The sequence below is a fragment of the Oceanobacillus luteolus genome (assembly GCF_023715655.1).
Taxonomy (GTDB): domain Bacteria; phylum Bacillota; class Bacilli; order Bacillales; family Amphibacillaceae; genus Oceanobacillus; species Oceanobacillus luteolus.
In genome coordinates this window covers 104,871-122,773 of the sequence record NZ_JAMBON010000007.1, presented here as the reverse complement: position 1 = coordinate 122,773, position 17,903 = coordinate 104,871, and the positions used below count along the sequence as shown (strand labels likewise).

The window sequence follows — 17,903 nt, the reverse complement described above, 5'->3', positions numbered from 1 at the left end:
AATTCTTAAAATCTGGCTGTCGCTCAAGTCTAATTGTATATTGTAAAAAAAATGAATGGAGCCACCTTTAGTTGGGTATTTACTTTTTTGGCTCTAATAGAAAAAAGATTAAAACTGAAAATTCTGGTATTATTTATGCAACGCTAGTGAAGAAAGGAGAATGAAATATGGTAGCTTATAATCTTTTTGGTGGTGGAGCAACATTTGCAGCGATTATTGTTCTCTCTTCATGGGGCTCCCAGTGGGTCTTGCTGGAATGTTGATCTTTGTTGAAGCACTCATTGATATGGGACGTACAGCATTTAATATAAATGGTTCCATGATTGCCGGAACATTGACATCCAAGATTCTAGGTAGTCATAATGTAGAGAAATTCAACGATAAAAAACCTATTGACAACGTTTACATTTCTGGTTACACTAAGGTTAACAAGTTAATAAAAGGTGATTGAGACGTTGAGACCACACTATTTTTGTATTTCCTTTTTAAGGGAATGCATATTACAGTGTGGTCTTTTTGTCATACCTAAAACTCAGAAGTATAACTTGTGAAAAACAATAAGGGGTGAGTCAGGAATGACCGAATTTTCCGGGGAACTTGTTGGTACCATGATTTTGATTATTTTTGGTGCGGGGGTAGTTGCAACGAGTGTATTAAATAAATCGAAAGGTCAAGATGCTGGATGGGTATTGATTACCCTCGGCTGGGGACTTGCAGTAGCACTCGGGGTCTATGCTGTGGGGAATGTTTCAGGTGCACATCTTAATCCAGCTGTTACATTAGGATTTGCAGCAATTGGTGATTTTCCATGGGATAAAGTTCCGATTTATATTACGGGACAAATGATTGGGGCATTTTTGGGAGCAGTTATCATTTATTTTGCATTTTTACCTCATTGGAAAGAAACGAAAGACACTGGAGCAAAGTTGGGAGTCTTCGCGACAGGACCTGCTATACGCAGACCGCTTTCCAACTTGGTCACAGAGGTGATTGGTACATTTCTTCTTCTGTTAGGTTTATTATTTATCGGAGTGAATGAGTTTACGGAAGGATTGAACCCGGCAATTGTTGGTCTATTGATTGTCGCCATTGGGATGTCATTAGGCGGCCCAACAGGCTATGCGATTAATCCTGCTCGAGATCTAGGTCCAAGAATTGCTCACGCGCTTCTTCCGATCCACGGGAAAGGAACCTCTGATTGGGGATATGCTTGGGTACCGATCATTGGTCCAATTCTGGGCGGTATTTACGGAGCATTATTCTTTAAGGCTATTTTTGAAGGTGTTTATACGGCAGCGTTTTGGGTAGTAAGTGTTATTATTGCGGTACTATTCATTTCAGCAGCAATCATAGAGAAGCAACATGATGATAAAGAACAAAGTAAGAGTCGAAATATAAAGATATCATGAATGGAGGAGAATCAATGGGTAAATATATTCTATCCTTAGATCAAGGAACTACAAGTTCACGTGCAATTTTGTTTAATCATGAAGGAGCAATTGTGGAGACTGCTCAAAGAGAATTTGAACAGCATTTTCCGAAGCCAGGTTGGGTGGAGCATGATGCGAATGAAATTTGGACATCGGTCCTTGCGTGTATCGCAGAAGTATTAAGGAAAGCAGATGTAGAGCCGGAACAAATCGCAGGAATTGGTATTTCAAACCAAAGGGAAACAACCGTTGTTTGGGATAGAGCTACAGGTAAACCGATCTATCATGCAATCGTATGGCAATCTCGTCAAACAGAGGAAATTGTTCAGGAGCTCAGGAATGAAGGATATAATGACTTATTTAAAGAAAAAACCGGACTCCTTCTAGATCCATATTTCTCCGGTACAAAAGTAAAATGGATTCTGGATCATGTGGAAGGTGCAAGAGAAAAAGCGAATAATGGAGAGCTTCAGTTTGGAACAATTGATAGTTGGCTCGTTTATAAACTATCTGGTGGACAAGCTCATGTAACGGATTATTCCAATGCTTCACGTACCTTAATGTTCAATATTTATGATTTGAAGTGGGATGACGAGCTGTTAGAGATTTTATCGGTGCCAAAAAGTATGCTTCCGGAAGTTCGTCCATCATCCGAAGTATATGCTCATACCGTTCCTTATCATTTCTTTGGTAAAGAAATCCCGATTGCAGGTATAGCAGGGGATCAACAAGCTGCATTGTTTGGACAAGCAGGCTTTGAACAAGGTATGGTGAAAAATACGTATGGTACAGGTGGATTCCTCGTCATGAACACGGGGGAAGAACCGGTAGTTTCAAATAATAGTTTACTAACGACCATTGCTTGGGGTGTGGACGGAAAAGTTGAATATGCGTTAGAAGGAAGTATCTTTGTATCCGGTTCAGCAATCCAATGGTTACGTGATGGCTTGAAATTAATTGAAACATCACCAGAAAGTGAAGAATATGCAACGAGGGTCGAATCGACGGATGGCGTGTATGTTGTACCAGCATTCGTTGGCCTAGGTGCACCTTACTGGGATAGTGAAGCACGTGGTGCTGTATTTGGAATAACCCGTGGCACAAAGAAAGAGCATTTTATCCGAGCTACCCTTGAATCACTGGCATACCAAACGAAAGATGTGGTAGATGCTATGGTTGCCGATTCCGGAATTGATGTGAAGTCTCTTCGCGTTGATGGTGGTGCGGTGACAAATGACTTCCTCATGCAATTCCAAAGCGACCTGTTAGACGTACAGGTTGATCGTCCAGTCATCAATGAAACGACAGCTTTAGGTGCAGCATACCTTGCTGGTTTAGCTGTCGGCTATTGGAAAGACAAAGAGGAAATAGCAAAACAATGGAAAGTCGATACTACGTTTACACCTGAAATGAAGCAGGAAAAACGCGATGAATTATATAAAGGATGGAAAAAAGCTGTAGAAGCGGCTAGAGTGTTTAAATAAAGCTCCCTTCTCAGGTTCAACCTAACAACAAATCGTAGAATCGTAGTTTCATGACTATCATCTTATAACGATGTATGTTATACTAAAGTCAAGTTAATATGTTGGACGGAGAATCCTGAGAGACCACAATACTCTATATACTATAGAGCTATTTGTGGTCTCTTTTTCGTCTAAATTATCACATATATTGAAAACAAATGAAGGAGTGGTCCAATGTTTTCTAGTTTAAGACGAAACGAAATTAAAACGAAAATGATGAATGAATCGCTTGATTTACTTGTGATCGGTGGAGGAATTACCGGTGCAGGGATTGCAGTGGATGCTGTCACAAGAGGGATGAAGGTTGCTCTTTTAGATATGCAGGATTTTGCTGCAGGCACATCCAGCAGGTCTACGAAACTCGTTCACGGTGGACTTCGCTATTTAAAACAGTTTGAAATTGGTGTCGTTGCCGAAACAGGAAAAGAACGCGCCATTGTCTATGAAAACGGTCCGCATGTCACTACACCAGAATGGATGATGCTTCCGTTTTATAAAGGAGGTACGTTTGGTCCATTCACGACCAATATCGGTTTACGTGTATATGACTTTCTTGCCGGAGTAAAAAAGGAAGAACGGAGAAAAATGTTCACCGCAGAAGAAGCGATGGAACGTGAACCATTATTAAACTCGGAAAATCTTAAAGGTGCCGGTTACTATGTCGAATACAAGACAGATGATGCGAGACTGACGATTGAAGTAATGAAAAAAGCTGTTGAAAATGGCGCGCTCGCATTAAATCATATGAAGGTCGTTAACTTGATTTATGAAAATAAGAAAGTTGTTGGTGTGGAAGTGGAAGATCGTACCGATGGTTCCATTCACCAGATTTTTGCAAAGAAAATCGTCAATGCAACAGGTCCTTGGGTGGATACGTTACGTGAAATAGATCATTCCAAAAAAGGAAAGTATTTGCATTTAACAAAAGGGATTCATCTCGTATTTGATGGCAAACGATTCCCGCTAAAACAAGCAATATACTTTGATACGCCGGATGGACGAATGCTGTTTGCGATTCCGCGGGACGGAAAAACATATGTGGGTACAACCGATACCGTTTATGAAGGCGATATTACGAATCCGAAAATGACGATAGAGGACCGGGATTATGTTCTGAAGGCCATTGATTATATGTTTCCGCAAGTGAATATCAAGCCTGAGGATGTCGAGTCAAGCTGGGCTGGATTACGTCCGCTTATCCATGAAGAAGGAAAAAAACCTTCAGAGATTTCCCGTAAAGATGAAATATTTGTATCCGAATCTGGGCTCATCTCCATTGCAGGAGGAAAGCTGACTGGTTACCGGAAAATGGCGGAAAGTATTGTTGATCTGGTTGGAAAACAGTTCCAAGAGGAAGAAGGTAAATTATTCTCGTCCGCACAAACGAAAGAATTGCGTATCTCAGGTGGAGATGTTGGCGGATCAAAAGGTTTTGCGAACTATATCAAGGAAAAGGTTGCAGAGGGCAAGCGGCTAGGTATGGAAGAAGAGCAAGCTAGAAGTCTTGTAAAAAGATATGGTTCCAATATCGATGTGATTTTTGAACTGTATCAACAAGCGAAATCCGAAGCTCAAACTGAAAATCTCGATCCAATCGTATTAACTGTTCTTCGTTATTCGCTAGAGTACGAATTAGCTTATAAGCCAGTCGACTTTTTCATTCGCCGGACAGGGGCAATGTTCTTTGATATTCATTGGGTCAGGGAGCATAAAGAACAAGTGATAGATTATATGGCGGAAGCGTTACAATGGTCCAACGAACAGAAGGAAGAATATACGAAAGAATTAGAGCAGTTGATGAAAGAAGCGACACATCCGGTGGCATAGCGACGAGAATATTTAGACAGCCCTGCAGGTTATAGACTGCAGGGCTTTCGTGTTGAGGGGGTAGTTTTGGGGATAGCGCAGGAACGCTGCCATTTATGATTCGATTCAAGGAGACAGTCCCCCCCTAGGTTGATTTCCCTAATTTCCTCTAAAAAAGTAAACAATTTCCCTACTTTTATCCTGTTATTATTTACAAGATTCGAGCAATTTTTTAACACCCCTTTGCTAGTATGGAAGATAGATAGACTATGTAAAGGGGAGGGGTTCTTTTGAATCGAAAATGGGTTAGCGGTTTATTAGTCGGGTTGGTTGCATTTTCAACGATTCTTCCAGCAGTGCAAGCAGAAGGAAATCCGGTATCGGAAGCACGTTCCGCGTCATCCAATAAAGCAGAACCAATGGTCACAGTTGGAGAAGCCGGGGAGACGCTGTTAGTAAATGAGAATTCTGTAAAGATTGGACCGGGGATTGAACTATCTCAATTTGAACGGTTTGATGCTCGGGGTTGGTTGAATGGAGAAGTGATGACGGTCGATCTTTCTCATGAGGCAGTTTCTACAGACTTGCTTTTTCCAGGAGTAATCTCCAGCGCCAAGCCGCTTTCGGAAATGGCGCAACAAGCCGGTGCAGTTGGTGGAGTGAATGGGGACTTCTTTGATATTAATAATACAAAGGCACCATCAGGCACAATGATACAAAATGGTGAGTTGTTAAAAGGGCCACAGGGATCACATAATCTAACGGCCGGTGTCGATGAGCAAGGAATAGGCAAAATATCCAATATTTTTCTGGAAGGGAACATTCAACTTCCGAGTGGGGAATATAAGCTTGATGCGTTGAACCAGTCCGGTATTCGGGCAAACGGTATTGGACTTTATACATCGGTTTGGGGACAAGCGCAACGAGCTGTTAGTGGAAGCAATGTTTATGAAGTTGTAGTGCGTGATGGTGAAGTGATCGCTGTTTCTGATCAAGTTGGCAGTGGTTCTATTGAAGAGGACACGTTCATCTTTGTCGGAAATGGGACAGGAGCAAATATATTAAAAGAACTTTCTATTGGGGATCCGGTAGATGTGAGTTATGCGCCAAAAATTGACGGAGAAAACCTCATGAAGTTTGCCATTGGTGGAAATGTTAAATTGGTGGAGAATGGACAAGTTCCCGCAAATTTAGATGACAGCACCACTGCTCCGAGAACTGCAGTCGGTTTTTCAGAAGATGGGGAAACGATGATTTTGACAGTGGTAGATGGCCGTCAAGTGGACAGTCGTGGAATGACTTTCAAAGAATTGGGTGAATTAATGAAGGAATATGGTGCTCATCAGGCGCTAAATATTGATGGCGGCGGATCGACTACGATGGTCGCACGTGCACCAGGTAAGGCGGATGCAGAAGTAGTCAATCAGCCATCTGACGGAATGGAGCGTTCTGTCCCGAACGGAATTGGCATTTTTGCGGAAGCTGGAAGTGGGGAACTAGCAAACTTTTCTGTGGACACGGTAAGGCAAGATGAGAAAAGTACGCGCATCTTCCCGGGCTTAAGCAGAAGTTTTGTAGGTCTGGGGCATGATGAAAACTACTTTCCTGTAGATGTAGAAGGAATCAAGTGGCAAGCGATACCAGGAAAGGTTGGTTCATTTGATGAGCAAGGCGTTTTTTATGCTGAAAAGTCAGGGTCAGCTGTAGCTCGAGCGCAAATCAAATCAGTAAAAGGGACAAAGGAAATTACAGTTCTTGGTGAATTGGACCGGATAGAAAGCAGCCAATCCTACCTCGGTCTTGAAATGGGCCGTACGACAACTTTTTCAGTGACAGGTTATGATAAAAATGGCTACTCCGCACCAATTGAAACTCGTGATATCGAATTGGATTATGATGAGGCTGTAATTTCTTTAGATGAGAATCAAGATGGAAGCTATACGGTCACCCCTTTACAAGACGGCGGATCGACAACAATCAAGATCAAGGTGCACGACCAAATGACGAACCTGCCTGTTACCGTAGGCCTCTCGACAGTGGAAATTTCTGATTTTGAAGATGACTCCGGCTGGTCGGTTACGAAATTTCCGGCAGAGGTTGGAGCTTCGATGGATATCGTGGAAGGAAGAACCGGCAATGGCTTACAAGTAAACTATGATTTTTCAACAACAACAGCGACGCGTGCTGCTTATTTACAAGCATCACCAAGAATCGAACTTCCCGGTGATGTACAAAAAATCGGTGTATGGGTGCACGGGGATGGAAATGGTGCATGGCTGCGCACGGTCATCGAGGATGCAGCAGGCACAAATTATACATTAACGTTAGCAGACCAAATCAATTGGTCGGGGTGGAGATATGTGGAAACCACCTTACCAGAAGGAATCCAGTATCCTGTCAAGCTCTGGCGGATTTATCCAGTAGAAACAAATCGAGATAATCAATATACGGGGCAGCTCATTTTTGATGACTTGACCGTAAAGGTACCTCCAGCTATTGAAGGTTCCGAAGAAGATAGCAAGACGGAAGATCCAATCATTATTAAAAACGGTGAAATAGAAGAAGACCGTTGGAAATTCGCGGTTTTATCGGATACTCAATTTGTCGCAGCATCACCGAACAGTCAACAAGTGCAAATGGCTCGGAAGTCGTTACAGCAAATTGTCGCTGCAGACCCAGAATTCCTTGTAATTAATGGAGATTTAGTCGATACAGCTTGGGAAGAAGACTTCACTTTTGCTAAGCAAATATTGGAAGAGGAAGTCGGAGATGCTTTCCCAATATATTATATTCCTGGAAACCATGAAATTACTGGCAGTGGTTCATTAGACAACTTTTTAAAGGAATTTGGAGAGAATCGATATGACTTTGACCATAACGGAACGCGATTTATTTTATTAGATTCTTCAACTGGAAGTTTCCGGACAAGTGATTTTGATCAGTTGATTGAATTGAGAGAATCATTGATTGAGGCAGCAAGCAATCCTCAAATTAATAATGTTGTCGTCGTTGGGCACCATCCGACACGAGATCCTTTACCGACGAAAAATAGTCAGTTAGCAGATGTAAAAGAAGCGGAATTGATTGAGAATTGGTTAACAGAATTCCGTGAGACTTCAAAAGGCAAAGGTGCTATGTATATTAGTGGACATGCACATACCGTTCATATGGAACGGGTAGAAGGTGTACCGTATATGGTGACTGGCTCAGCTGGGAAGGCTCCATATGGTTCGCCTCAGGATGGTGGATTCTATTCATGGACCATGTTTGGCATCGATCCAACTCCTATACCTGACCGGGCATTTGGACCGGAACGTGCAGCTGAAAATAGTAAGGTAGCAGGGAAAGAGTGGGTTCAAGCTGAAGTTAGACCAATTTTAGAATCGATTACTGTCCATGCTCCTGAAACGGTTACGATTGGTGAAACTGTCGAAGTTTCTGCCGAAGGACACCAAGCAGGAAATCTAAACTTCCCACTACGTTACCCGGCATCCGCTAAATGGGAAGGCAGTGACAATGTATTCATCGGAACCGGTGACGCATTGGAACGTGCGAAAAAATCCAATAAGTATGCAGCAGTATTCAATCCAGAGACTGGTGAATTGACAGCAATTCATAGTGGCAAGATTTCACTGAAAGTGATATCTAACTTTGAGGAGGCTGTGGCAGAAGTGGTTGTTCAATAGTGGCTTATTGCTGTAGAATATGTAAGAAGCCCTACAGGCTAAAGGTCTGCAGGGCTTTTATTTTATATGTGTTAAGATTTCGTTGCGGTCTGCTTATCCGACACACCAAGCACATCAAGCAAGAAAACAAACACCGGGATCCCGATGATCAAGCCCCAAACGCCGAAGAAATGCTGGGAAAAGATCAGGACGATGAATGTATAAAAGACTGGTAAATTTGTTTTCGATGACATCAGTTTAGGATTGAGGATGTATGCCTCCACCGCATGAATTACCATGATTCCGACAAGCAAGTAAAATACCGTCAGGAAACCGCCGATTGTAAAGGCGATCAATGATAAAGGAATCAGTGAAATAATAACCCCAGCGACTGGAATCAGTCCCAGGAAAAACACCATAAATGACAATGCGAAAATTTGCGGAAAACCGAGCAACAGCAAAATAATCGCTGTCAAGAATGTATTGATAAGTGCAATCATGAATTGTGCTTCAATAACTTTACCGAATGTGCGTGAGAACTTACTGCCAAAATATTCGATTTCATAATAAAACGGAGCAACTTTACTACTCTTGAATTGATTCGTGAATTGAATCAAGCGTGGTTTTTCGATTAGGAAAAACAAGCTTAGTATGAGAGCAATCAATACTTGCACGCTGAAGTTGCTGATATCGCTTAATGATTTAAGCAAGAAGGTAAAGCCATCTTGCAAGTAAGTCGTAACCTCGTTGCTGGTAATGATCGTTTCAATGTAACGGAAGATTGGATGATCATAAGAATCGGTGGAGAAGTTTGAAATATGCTTGATAAGCTGGCTGATCTCCATTGTTATAATTGGTAAGTATCTGACAACCCCAACCGTCAACAAGCTGACGATAAGCGTGTACAGCAGTAAGATAAGCAACGTACGATGAATTTTGACGCGTTTCAGGGTAAACTTGACGAGCCCATTCATTAAAAATGAAAAAATAAAGGTTAAGAGTATGATATTCATCATGCTCCTCATACTGAAAAGAATCAGGATGATCAAGGCAAAAATAATGACTCGTCTAACCTCTCTTTTCCTAAAAAAGTCGATAATTGATTCCATATGCAAGTTCCCCTCGTATTCCGATTAAAAGAATGATTTTTATTTTTTTATCTTATATTCTAGTATCCACTTTTATGGATGAAAATACAAGAAAGGAATCCGGGGTTTGATGCTTGGGGGATCTATTTTTTAAAAAAAATCTAACCGGATAAGTAGTAACCGACCCACATTTCTACTAGATTCCTCAGTATAATGATTTCCAGCCAATAGGAGGAATATCTTATAGACTGGCCTATTCCCCGCGGAATACAGGCTTTCTTTTCTCAGTAAAGGCCCGAACCCCTTCTTGAGCATCTTTTGTTCCAAAACATTGTTTAATAAAAGCATACTCCTGCTTTAGAATCGTGGTCAGATCCAAGTCAGGGCTTGCAGCTAGCAATCTTTTGGATAACGTTATTGCTATCGGTGGTCCTGCTGCTATTTCCTTGGCAACATTCATCACCTGTTCGAGGAACTCATGATGGGGGAATATTTCGTTGACCAATCCGACTCGTTCTGCTTCATCCGGATATATGTCCCGACCGGTTAGAATTAATTCCGCAGCCTTAGCTTGTCCAACCAATCGTGGCAAGAAATAAGTTGTCCCCGCATCAGGACTGAGACCGCGACGGATGTATCCAGTTGTTATCTTTGTATCAGCGGACATGAAGCGAAGATCACAAGCTAAGGCTAGCGCGAGGCCCGCACCGGCAGCAATGCCATTTATTGCAGCAATCACTGGCTTATCACAGTGAACGATTCCTAATGCTTGATGGCCAACCCAGCCTAAATCATCCAATTTTTGATAACGAGATGAAGTGTCTGCTTTCCTTTTCGCATAATCGTTCAAATCAAGACCCGCACAAAATCCTCGTCCGCTACCGGTAATGACAATGACACGGACTTCATCATCTGCAGAAGCCTCGGAAATGGCCTGGATAATTTCATTACTAAGTGTTTCATTTATAGCGTTTAAACGTTCAGGTCTGTTCAGTGTTAATGTACGGACGCCATCTTTTGTCTCAACCATAATATGTTCCATTCATCATTCCTCCTAATAGTTCAGAAATAGTTTGTTGTTAACCTGAAGAATATTCATTCACGTTTCTTTAAAGCTTTTTCTATGGATAAAATCTAATTTGATGTAGATTGTTCTCTCTAAGGTGGAATTTATAATAGAGGTCATTTAAGGGTGTATCGTATTCCAGGTGACTAGTAGATTTAGGTGAGAGTCATTATTCCTGTAATTTTTCAATACCTAGATATACAGAATTCAACAGTTTTAAATAATCTGTAGATAAATCTTTCGCTGGGGTTTCAAAGTCTTCATTAATCCAACTTACAATCAAGCCAAACGTGCCGTAAGCCCAAAGAATGACGGCAGAATCCGTGTAGTTCGTACATAAGTTATTAAAGAGAGGATGTTCATTCTTCTTTAATTCATTAATTATCGTATCGACAAATTTGTTCATAAAGCCTGGAATGGATTCAGGTTTATTCCAAAGTTTATACAAGTTTTTATGTCTTAAAATGTGTTCAAAGATTGTAATTTCTTGTAGTTGCAACTCTTGAGGTGGCTTTAATATAAAGGATATCGTCCGAGAAAAATCTAATAAGGTCTCCCTAATAATCTCATCTACTAATTCTTCCTTATAATTGTAGTAATTGTAAAAAGTAGTTCTGTTAAAATCTGCATGATCTACGATATCTTTTACGGTAACTTTTTCATATGGCTTTTCTTCAAGCAACTCGATAAAAGAATTCTTTAAGCTATTTTTAGTTCGTCTCACCCTTCGACTTTCAATACTGTGGACCATTACCATGGAAAATCACCTTTCTTTTTGTTTTTTTCAACAGTTTTGGGAGAACTGTTGTATCTGGCAACAAAACATAGAAAATTAATGATTGATGTATCATCCAATGGGGTCTAAGATTAGTATTTAATAAAGCCTTTCTGAGTTGACTTCATCATTTCTTTGTTTCTATTTTACATCAAACCACAAATGAAAGCGATTACATTCAATCGACAATTTTCTCGTCTAGTAAACTCAGAAATTAGAACACTAAGGTAAAAAGATCAATGATGTTTGATAGAAAGGCCTCTCAATAAATGAAAAGGAGTGAGCTGTAAGCGCGAGAAAGTATCGTTACAAACCGTTCCATCAAGGGAAATTTATTGTTTCCCTATATGAGAAGAGTTGAAAAGGAAGTTCTATAGGAGACAGCTGTGAATATACTAATTTTAACCTTTCACTAAGACATAAAGATACTGATTGGTCAGTATGTAGCTGATTCATGTAACGAAAATACTAGTTAGTCAGTATGTACGCTGGATGATGTATTGAGGATACTGATTAGTTAGTATGCAAAGAAAGATCGCGTTTAATAAATACTGATTGGTTAGTATGTACAGCGGGTTCATTTCTAAAAGATACTAATCAGTCAGTATGTATCGGGGTAGTACTAATTTTTCTAATAGGTTAGTTCAATTTATTAAAAATATATAAGTCTAAGGAGATGAGAGGTATGGATTTCAGCTTATCAGATGAGCAACGGATGGTGCAAAAAACAGTAAGGGATTTTGTTAATAAGGAATTAATTCCACTTGAACAGGAAGTATTGAAAAATGAAAGGGAAGGAAGACCCGGAATTGCAAGGGAAAAAATTAGAGAGTTACAAAATAAAGCGAAAGATATTGGTTTCTGGGGAATAAATACGCCTGAAGAATATGGTGGAGCCAATTTAGGTCCGATGATGGCTGCATTAATTGCAATGGAGATGGGACGTACTTTTGTGCCGTTCAATTTTGGCGGATCAGCAGATAACATTTTATATGAGGGCACGGAAGAGCAAAAGGAGAAATATTTACTCCCAGTGATTAATGGTGAAAAGCGGTCCTGCTTTGCAATTACTGAACCTGATGCGGGGTCGGATGCTCGAGCGATTAAAATGCCAGCTGTGAAAGATGGGGACCACTGGGTGCTTAATGGAGAAAAGGTGTTTATCACGGGTGGAAATGAAGCAGATTTTGCAATGGTCTTTGCAGTAACGGATAAAGAAAAGGGTGCGAACGGCGGTGTAACCTGTTTCTTGGTTGATCGTGATATGGGCTGGCGCTCTGAATATATCCATACGATGGGAGAATGGGGACCGGCGACATTAGTTTTTGAAAATGTACGTGTACCGGAGGAAAATGTATTAGGTGAAGTTGGACATGGATTTAGATTGGGAATGAAATGGATTGGTCAAGGAAGATATATGATTCCAGCAGGAGCAATTGGTGCAGCGGAAAGATTGCTTCAAATGGCGATTGAGTATGCCAAAACAAGACAGACTTTCGGAAAGCCTATCGCTGAAAGGCAAGCTATCCAGTGGATGATCGCAGATTCAGCGGTGGAAATAGAGGCAGCAAAATGGATTGTTTTACGTGCTGCATGGATGGCGGAAAATGGGATGGATGCTCGACACCAGTCTTCGATGGCGAAGCTGCATGGGGCAGTTATGGCGAATGAAGTAGTGGATCGTGTGTTACAAATTCATGGTGGAATGGGCTATACAAAGGAATTACCGATTGAACGTTGGTACCGGGAATTACGACTTACTCGTATTTTTGAGGGAACCGATGAGATTCAGCGTCGTACGATTGCTAGAAACCTATTAAAAGGACATGTAAAAGTAGGGGAATTACTGTAGGCTTCTTAGTCTTGAATGGTAGTGATTACTAGTTTAATAAGTTCTCATAGCTTCGGGATACTGAATACTCAGTATGAAGGTGGGGTGTTTGAATGAAAACAGAAAGAATTGCAGCAATCGTAGGAGTTGCAGAATCAGATCTCGGTAAAGTTCCTAATAAAAATGTTTTGCAGCTTCAAGCTCAAGCGGCAAAGGCTGCTTTGGATGAAGCGGGTTTAACTAAAGATGATGTCGATGCATTGTTTACTGCAGGAAATTGGGCTTGGGCTCCTAATTTAATGTTAGCAGAGTATCTCGGCATCGAGACGAAATATTCGGATTCCACGAACATAGGTGGTTCATCATTTGAAGCTCATGTAGGACATGCGATGGCAGGGATTCAAGCAGGATTATTCGAAGTTGCATTGATTACTTATGGGAGTACGAACCGCACGAATCCTACGAGAAACACATATAGTGCTCCTTTAACTGGCCAGTATGAGCAACCATATGGTTTACCGGGAACGGTTGGATCCTATGCTTTAGCAGCGATGCGTCACATGCATCAGTATGGCACGACTTCAGAACAATTGGCTGAAGTCGCGGTTGCTACTAGAAAATGGGCGACATTAAATGAGAGGGCTTACAAGAGGGAGCCTATCGATATCTCAGATGTCCTAAACTCTCGGATGATTGCTGAGCCTCTCCATTTATTGGATTGTTGTTTAGTGACTGATGGAGGTGGTGCAGTAGTTGTCGCATCAAAAGAGGTGGCAATGAGGACGAAAAAGCGTCCGGTTTGGATATTGGGACATGGAGAGGCGCACTCGCATAACACGATCACGAACATGCCTGATTTAACTGTGACGAGCGCCCGTGAATCGGGAGAACGAGCATTTCAAATGGCGGGAATTTCTCGGGATGAGATTGATGTCGCAGAAATTTATGATTCATTTACGATAACGGTCTTGTTGACTTTGGAAGCATTAGGTTTTTGTGAACCTGGTGAAGGTGGGCTGTTTGTAAGTGGTCAGCGGACAGCACCTGGAGGAGATTTTCCCATGAATACAAACGGTGGTGGATTGTCTTACTGCCATCCAGGTATGTATGGTATCTTCCTTCTCATTGAAGCGGTGCGGCAACTCAGACAGGAAAGTGAAGCACGACAAGTGAATGATGCAAAAATTGCTTTAGTACACGGTACTGGTGGAGTATTATCCTCAAGTTCCACGGTTATTTTAGGGAGGGATTAACATATGAATCTCCATATTCCCAAGCCCGTATACGATGAAGAATCGAAGCCTTTTTGGGAAGGTCTAAATAATGATGAATTACTCATACAGCAATGCCGTTCTTGCCATAAGAACATATTTTATCCGCGGTCCTTTTGCCCAAACTGCTTCTCTGAAGAAATCCAGTGGAAAAAAGCTAGTGGAAAGGGGAAAATCTATAGTTATACGGTTGTGCATCATGCATTCGGCCCATTTAAAGAAGAAACTCCATTTATCGTTGGAATAGTGGAGCTCGATGAGGGTGTAAGAATGCTGACACGGATTATTGGTGAGCGTAATCAAGTTCAGATTGATAAAGAAGTGACGGTCGTTTTCCAAAGAATAAGTGAAGACTTCACACTGCCGTATTTTATGTTAAGTAATGCAAATTGAATAATAAAATCTAATCCGATCATTCATAGATATGGTTTTGTCATTTAGATAGAACGGAGGAAGCTGTCGTTCTTTCGTTCTATCCCTCAAATTATTGGGCAGCGAAAGTAGATGAAGTGTAATGATGGATAAAAAGGTTTTTTTTTTACTAGGATTCATTATGTTTTTGACCATGACTGGTTATGGGATTGTTCTCCCTACATTACCTTTTATCGCCGATGATATAGGATTAACCTCTTTTGAAATGGGGTCCCTCATAACCGGCTGGGCAGTTTCTCAATTAATTACTGCCCCAATATGGGGGCGCTTTGCAGATAAATTGGGCAGGAAGCCTGTTTTGATTTTTGGATTGTTTGGTTTTGGGGTGGCTTTTCTTATTTTAATACTAGCCCAAAGCTATTGGCAATTGCTGGTTGCCCGGATTATTGGGGCTGCTTTAAGTTCTGGAACACACCCAGCTGTGTTTTCTATGGTAGCTGATTTTTCAACTCCGAAGAACCGAAATCTTTCCATGGCACAGATGGGCGCATTAAATGGCCTGGGGTTCCTATGTGGTCCGGCTATCGGTGGTCTATTTACGCCATTTGGGATTATGGTCCCCTTTATCGTTGCGGGCAGCTTAGCGTTAATCACGATACCTCTAGCGTGGATTTTTATTAGAGAGCCGATGGAGAAAGAAACTCAACTGGACGAAGAGGAACATCCATCGTTTTGGCGTTCGATCTCCATGGTGGCAAGAACCGGTTATTGGGATTTATATACGATTACGCTTGGTTTATCTATCGCTGCATCTAGTTTTTACGGATTACTAGGATATTTTATGATAGCACGGTACGATGCGAGTGCATTATATGTGAGTTTGGCTTTTAGTGCACAGGCAGGAACATCCGTTACCGTTCAACTATTTCTTCTAAAAAAACTGTATGCAGTCTTCGATGAAGAGAAATTAACCAAGATTGGCTTAAGCATTGTAACGATTGGATTTATCGCGATTGCTACAGCACCTGTTCCTTGGATGGTTATTTTTGGTTGTATTCTGACTGGATTCGGGCAGTCGTGTGTGAGACCAACAGTGATTTCACTCCTATCCAAGCGGGGGGAAATGGGGCAAGGAATCACCATGGGGCTGCAGCAGTCTATGGATAGTCTAGGGAGAATCATAGGTCCACTCTGGGGTGGGTGGATTTTTGTGTATCTTGTACCAGGACCGTTTATGACATCCGCTTTAATCACTTTCTTATTATTGGTCATGGTGTTGGTGAATTCAGGAAGACAAGTCCATTTACCAAGTGTGGGAAAAGAAAGATCTCGCATGTAGGGTGAGCGAGCCACTTAGATAATTACCAACTAAATAGACGGAAAATATAAATTATTCAATGTGTTGATTGTTGAAGAATTAGAAGTCGTTCGGTAATAAAGTTTTGTGGAGGGATACCATGCTTCTTACACAGTTATTAGAAGAGAATATTAAATCTTTCGGTGAGTACTCACTTCTCTATTATGGGGATAAATCGTATACGAATATCGAAACGAGGAATATCTCAAAAAAATTTTCGGCTTTAATTAGTGGGTTGGGGATAGCTGAAGGGGATCGAGTACTCGTTTGTATGCCAAACTGTCCAGAAGTAATCTTTTCCTATCAAGGTATTTTACGATCTGGATCAGTAGTTGTACCTGTCATGTATCTATTACATGAAAAGGAAATCAATTTTATTCTAGAAAACTCAGAAGCAAAAGCAGTAATCACTTCCTCACATCATCTTAGCAAAATACTAAGGGCCACGGATGGATTAAAAGAAAAGCCAAAAGTGATTTGCGTAGATAGTCCGAAAGTAGAAGATTTGATTCACAACCATGATGTAGAAATTATTGAATGTGAAAAAGTCCTTTCAAAAATAGATGTAACGAAAGAGCGGAGTCCTTTATTGGAAGAAGAGGATATGGCAGTTATTTTATATACTTCTGGGACGACTGGACAACCAAAAGGAGTAATCCTCACACACAAAAACTTATACTCGAACACTTCCAACGGTTTATCGCTCAGAGATAAGGATGAAGAACGAGGAACCACATTAGGTGTTTTGCCGTTGGCCCATATCTACGGATTCGGGGTCATGAATGGTATCTTGATGCAAGGTAACTCTGTCGTTATTTTTTCTAAATTTGATGCGGAGGAAGTATTTCAGGCGATTGAGAAATACAAGGTTAAATCTTTTGCGGGTGTACCGGCTATGGTCTATGCGATGGTGTATGACCCGAACGCTGATAAATATGATTTATCTTCTCTAGAGACGGTCGGTTCTGGCTCAGCGGCACTGCCGGTAAGTTTACGGAAGAAATTCATTGAAAAGTTTAATGCTGAAGTGCGTGATGCCTATGGTTTATCAGAAGCATCACCAGGGGTTGCCACACAACGGAATGATATGCCGATCAAGGAAGGGTCTGTAGGTCTTCCGATGCCAGGTGTCAAGATTAAAATAGCTGACGAAAATGGCGACGAGTTACCTGTAGGAGAAGTTGGAGAGTTATTAATCCAAGGTGACAATGTTACTCAAGGTTATTTTCGTAATGAAGAAGCTACAAGGGAAGCGTTTAAAGATGGCTGGCTATGTACTGGAGATATGGCCAGGGTGGATGAAGATGGATATTTATACATCGTCGACCGCAAAAAGGATTTAATCATTCGTGGGGGGTTCAATATCTATCCTCGAGACTTGGAAGAACTGCTTGCAAAACATGAAGCGGTCCTAGAAGTGGCTGTCATTGGCGTTCCATCTGAGAGAATGGGCGAGGAAATCCTAGCTTGCGTCGTTAAGAAGGAAGATGTCGAAGTAACGGAACAAGAATTATTAGAGTATTGTCAAATACACGTGGCTAAATACAAATCTCCAAGACAAATTGTCTTCATCAAAGAACTGCCAAGGAATGGTGTTGGGAAGATACTAAAGATGCGACTAAAGGATATGTACCGGGATCATCAATTTCAAAATTGACAAAAGCAACGGTTCTATTTGAAGGAGGAAGAGAATTTGGTAAACACTAAAACTCCATTGTT

Annotated in this window: 12 protein-coding genes and 1 pseudogene; 10 read left to right on the top strand and 3 right to left on the bottom strand. The window is 41.2% G+C overall.

Features of this window, described 5'->3' with window-relative positions; genetic code table 11:
* Positions 1–188 precede the first annotated feature (188 nt).
* The 5 genes and pseudogenes from M3210_RS07145 to M3210_RS07125 form a co-directional block, all read left to right on the top strand.
* Positions 189–451: pseudogene (locus M3210_RS07145) on the top strand (cation:dicarboxylate symporter family transporter); the annotation flags it as partial.
* Positions 452–575: 124 nt separating this feature from the next.
* The gene (locus M3210_RS07140) at positions 576–1,409 is read left to right on the top strand and encodes an MIP/aquaporin family protein (RefSeq protein ID WP_251512775.1); all 834 of its coding nucleotides are present in this window, start codon (positions 576–578) and stop codon (positions 1,407–1,409) included.
* Positions 1,410–1,423: 14 nt separating this feature from the next.
* The gene (gene glpK / locus M3210_RS07135; protein WP_251512773.1) at positions 1,424–2,914 is read left to right on the top strand and encodes a glycerol kinase GlpK; all 1,491 of its coding nucleotides are present in this window, start codon (positions 1,424–1,426) and stop codon (positions 2,912–2,914) included.
* A 213-nt stretch (positions 2,915–3,127) separates the two neighbouring features.
* On the top strand, positions 3,128–4,780 hold the full coding sequence (locus M3210_RS07130) for a glycerol-3-phosphate dehydrogenase/oxidase (protein WP_251512771.1): 1,653 nt from the start codon (positions 3,128–3,130) through the stop codon (positions 4,778–4,780).
* A gap of 269 nt (positions 4,781–5,049) precedes the next feature.
* Entirely contained in the window at positions 5,050–8,445 is a 3,396-nt protein-coding gene (locus M3210_RS07125; protein ID WP_251512768.1) for a phosphodiester glycosidase family protein, read from the top strand.
* Between the two features lie 71 nt (positions 8,446–8,516).
* Here the strand turns inward: M3210_RS07125 and M3210_RS07120 are convergent, their stop codons facing one another.
* The 3 genes from M3210_RS07120 to M3210_RS07110 all read right to left on the bottom strand — a co-directional run bounded on the left by M3210_RS07120 (position 8,517) and on the right by M3210_RS07110 (position 11,302).
* On the bottom strand, positions 8,517–9,533 hold the full coding sequence (locus M3210_RS07120; protein WP_251512766.1) for an AI-2E family transporter: 1,017 nt from the start codon (positions 9,531–9,533) through the stop codon (positions 8,517–8,519).
* Between the two features lie 232 nt (positions 9,534–9,765).
* Positions 9,766–10,554 carry an enoyl-CoA hydratase/isomerase family protein gene (locus tag M3210_RS07115; RefSeq protein WP_251512764.1) on the bottom strand — a complete coding sequence of 263 codons (789 nt, stop codon included), beginning with the start codon at positions 10,552–10,554 and terminating at the stop codon, positions 9,766–9,768.
* 193 nt (positions 10,555–10,747) lie between these two features.
* Positions 10,748–11,302, bottom strand: a complete 555-nt coding sequence (locus M3210_RS07110; protein WP_251512762.1) for a TetR/AcrR family transcriptional regulator — start codon at positions 11,300–11,302, stop codon at positions 10,748–10,750.
* Between the two features lie 736 nt (positions 11,303–12,038).
* On the opposite strand from M3210_RS07110, the gene M3210_RS07105 reads away from it, so the two are divergent.
* The 5 genes from M3210_RS07105 (at position 12,039) to M3210_RS07085 (ending at position 17,841) form a co-directional block, all read left to right on the top strand.
* The gene (locus M3210_RS07105; protein ID WP_251512761.1) at positions 12,039–13,205 is read left to right on the top strand and encodes an acyl-CoA dehydrogenase family protein; all 1,167 of its coding nucleotides are present in this window, start codon (positions 12,039–12,041) and stop codon (positions 13,203–13,205) included.
* Positions 13,206–13,297: 92 nt separating this feature from the next.
* Complete coding sequence (locus M3210_RS07100) at positions 13,298–14,437, top strand: acetyl-CoA acetyltransferase (RefSeq protein ID WP_251512760.1); 1,140 nt, start codon at positions 13,298–13,300, stop codon at positions 14,435–14,437.
* 3 nt (positions 14,438–14,440) lie between these two features.
* Entirely contained in the window at positions 14,441–14,848 is a 408-nt protein-coding gene (locus M3210_RS07095) for a Zn-ribbon domain-containing OB-fold protein (RefSeq protein ID WP_251512759.1), read from the top strand.
* 124 nt (positions 14,849–14,972) lie between these two features.
* Positions 14,973–16,166 (top strand): MFS transporter, encoded by a 1,194-nt coding sequence (locus tag M3210_RS07090; RefSeq protein WP_251512758.1) that lies wholly within the window; start codon positions 14,973–14,975, stop codon positions 16,164–16,166.
* Between the two features lie 118 nt (positions 16,167–16,284).
* Positions 16,285–17,841, top strand: coding sequence for a class I adenylate-forming enzyme family protein (locus M3210_RS07085; RefSeq protein ID WP_251512757.1), 1,557 nt, complete (start codon positions 16,285–16,287; stop codon positions 17,839–17,841).
* Positions 17,842–17,903 lie beyond the last annotated feature (62 nt).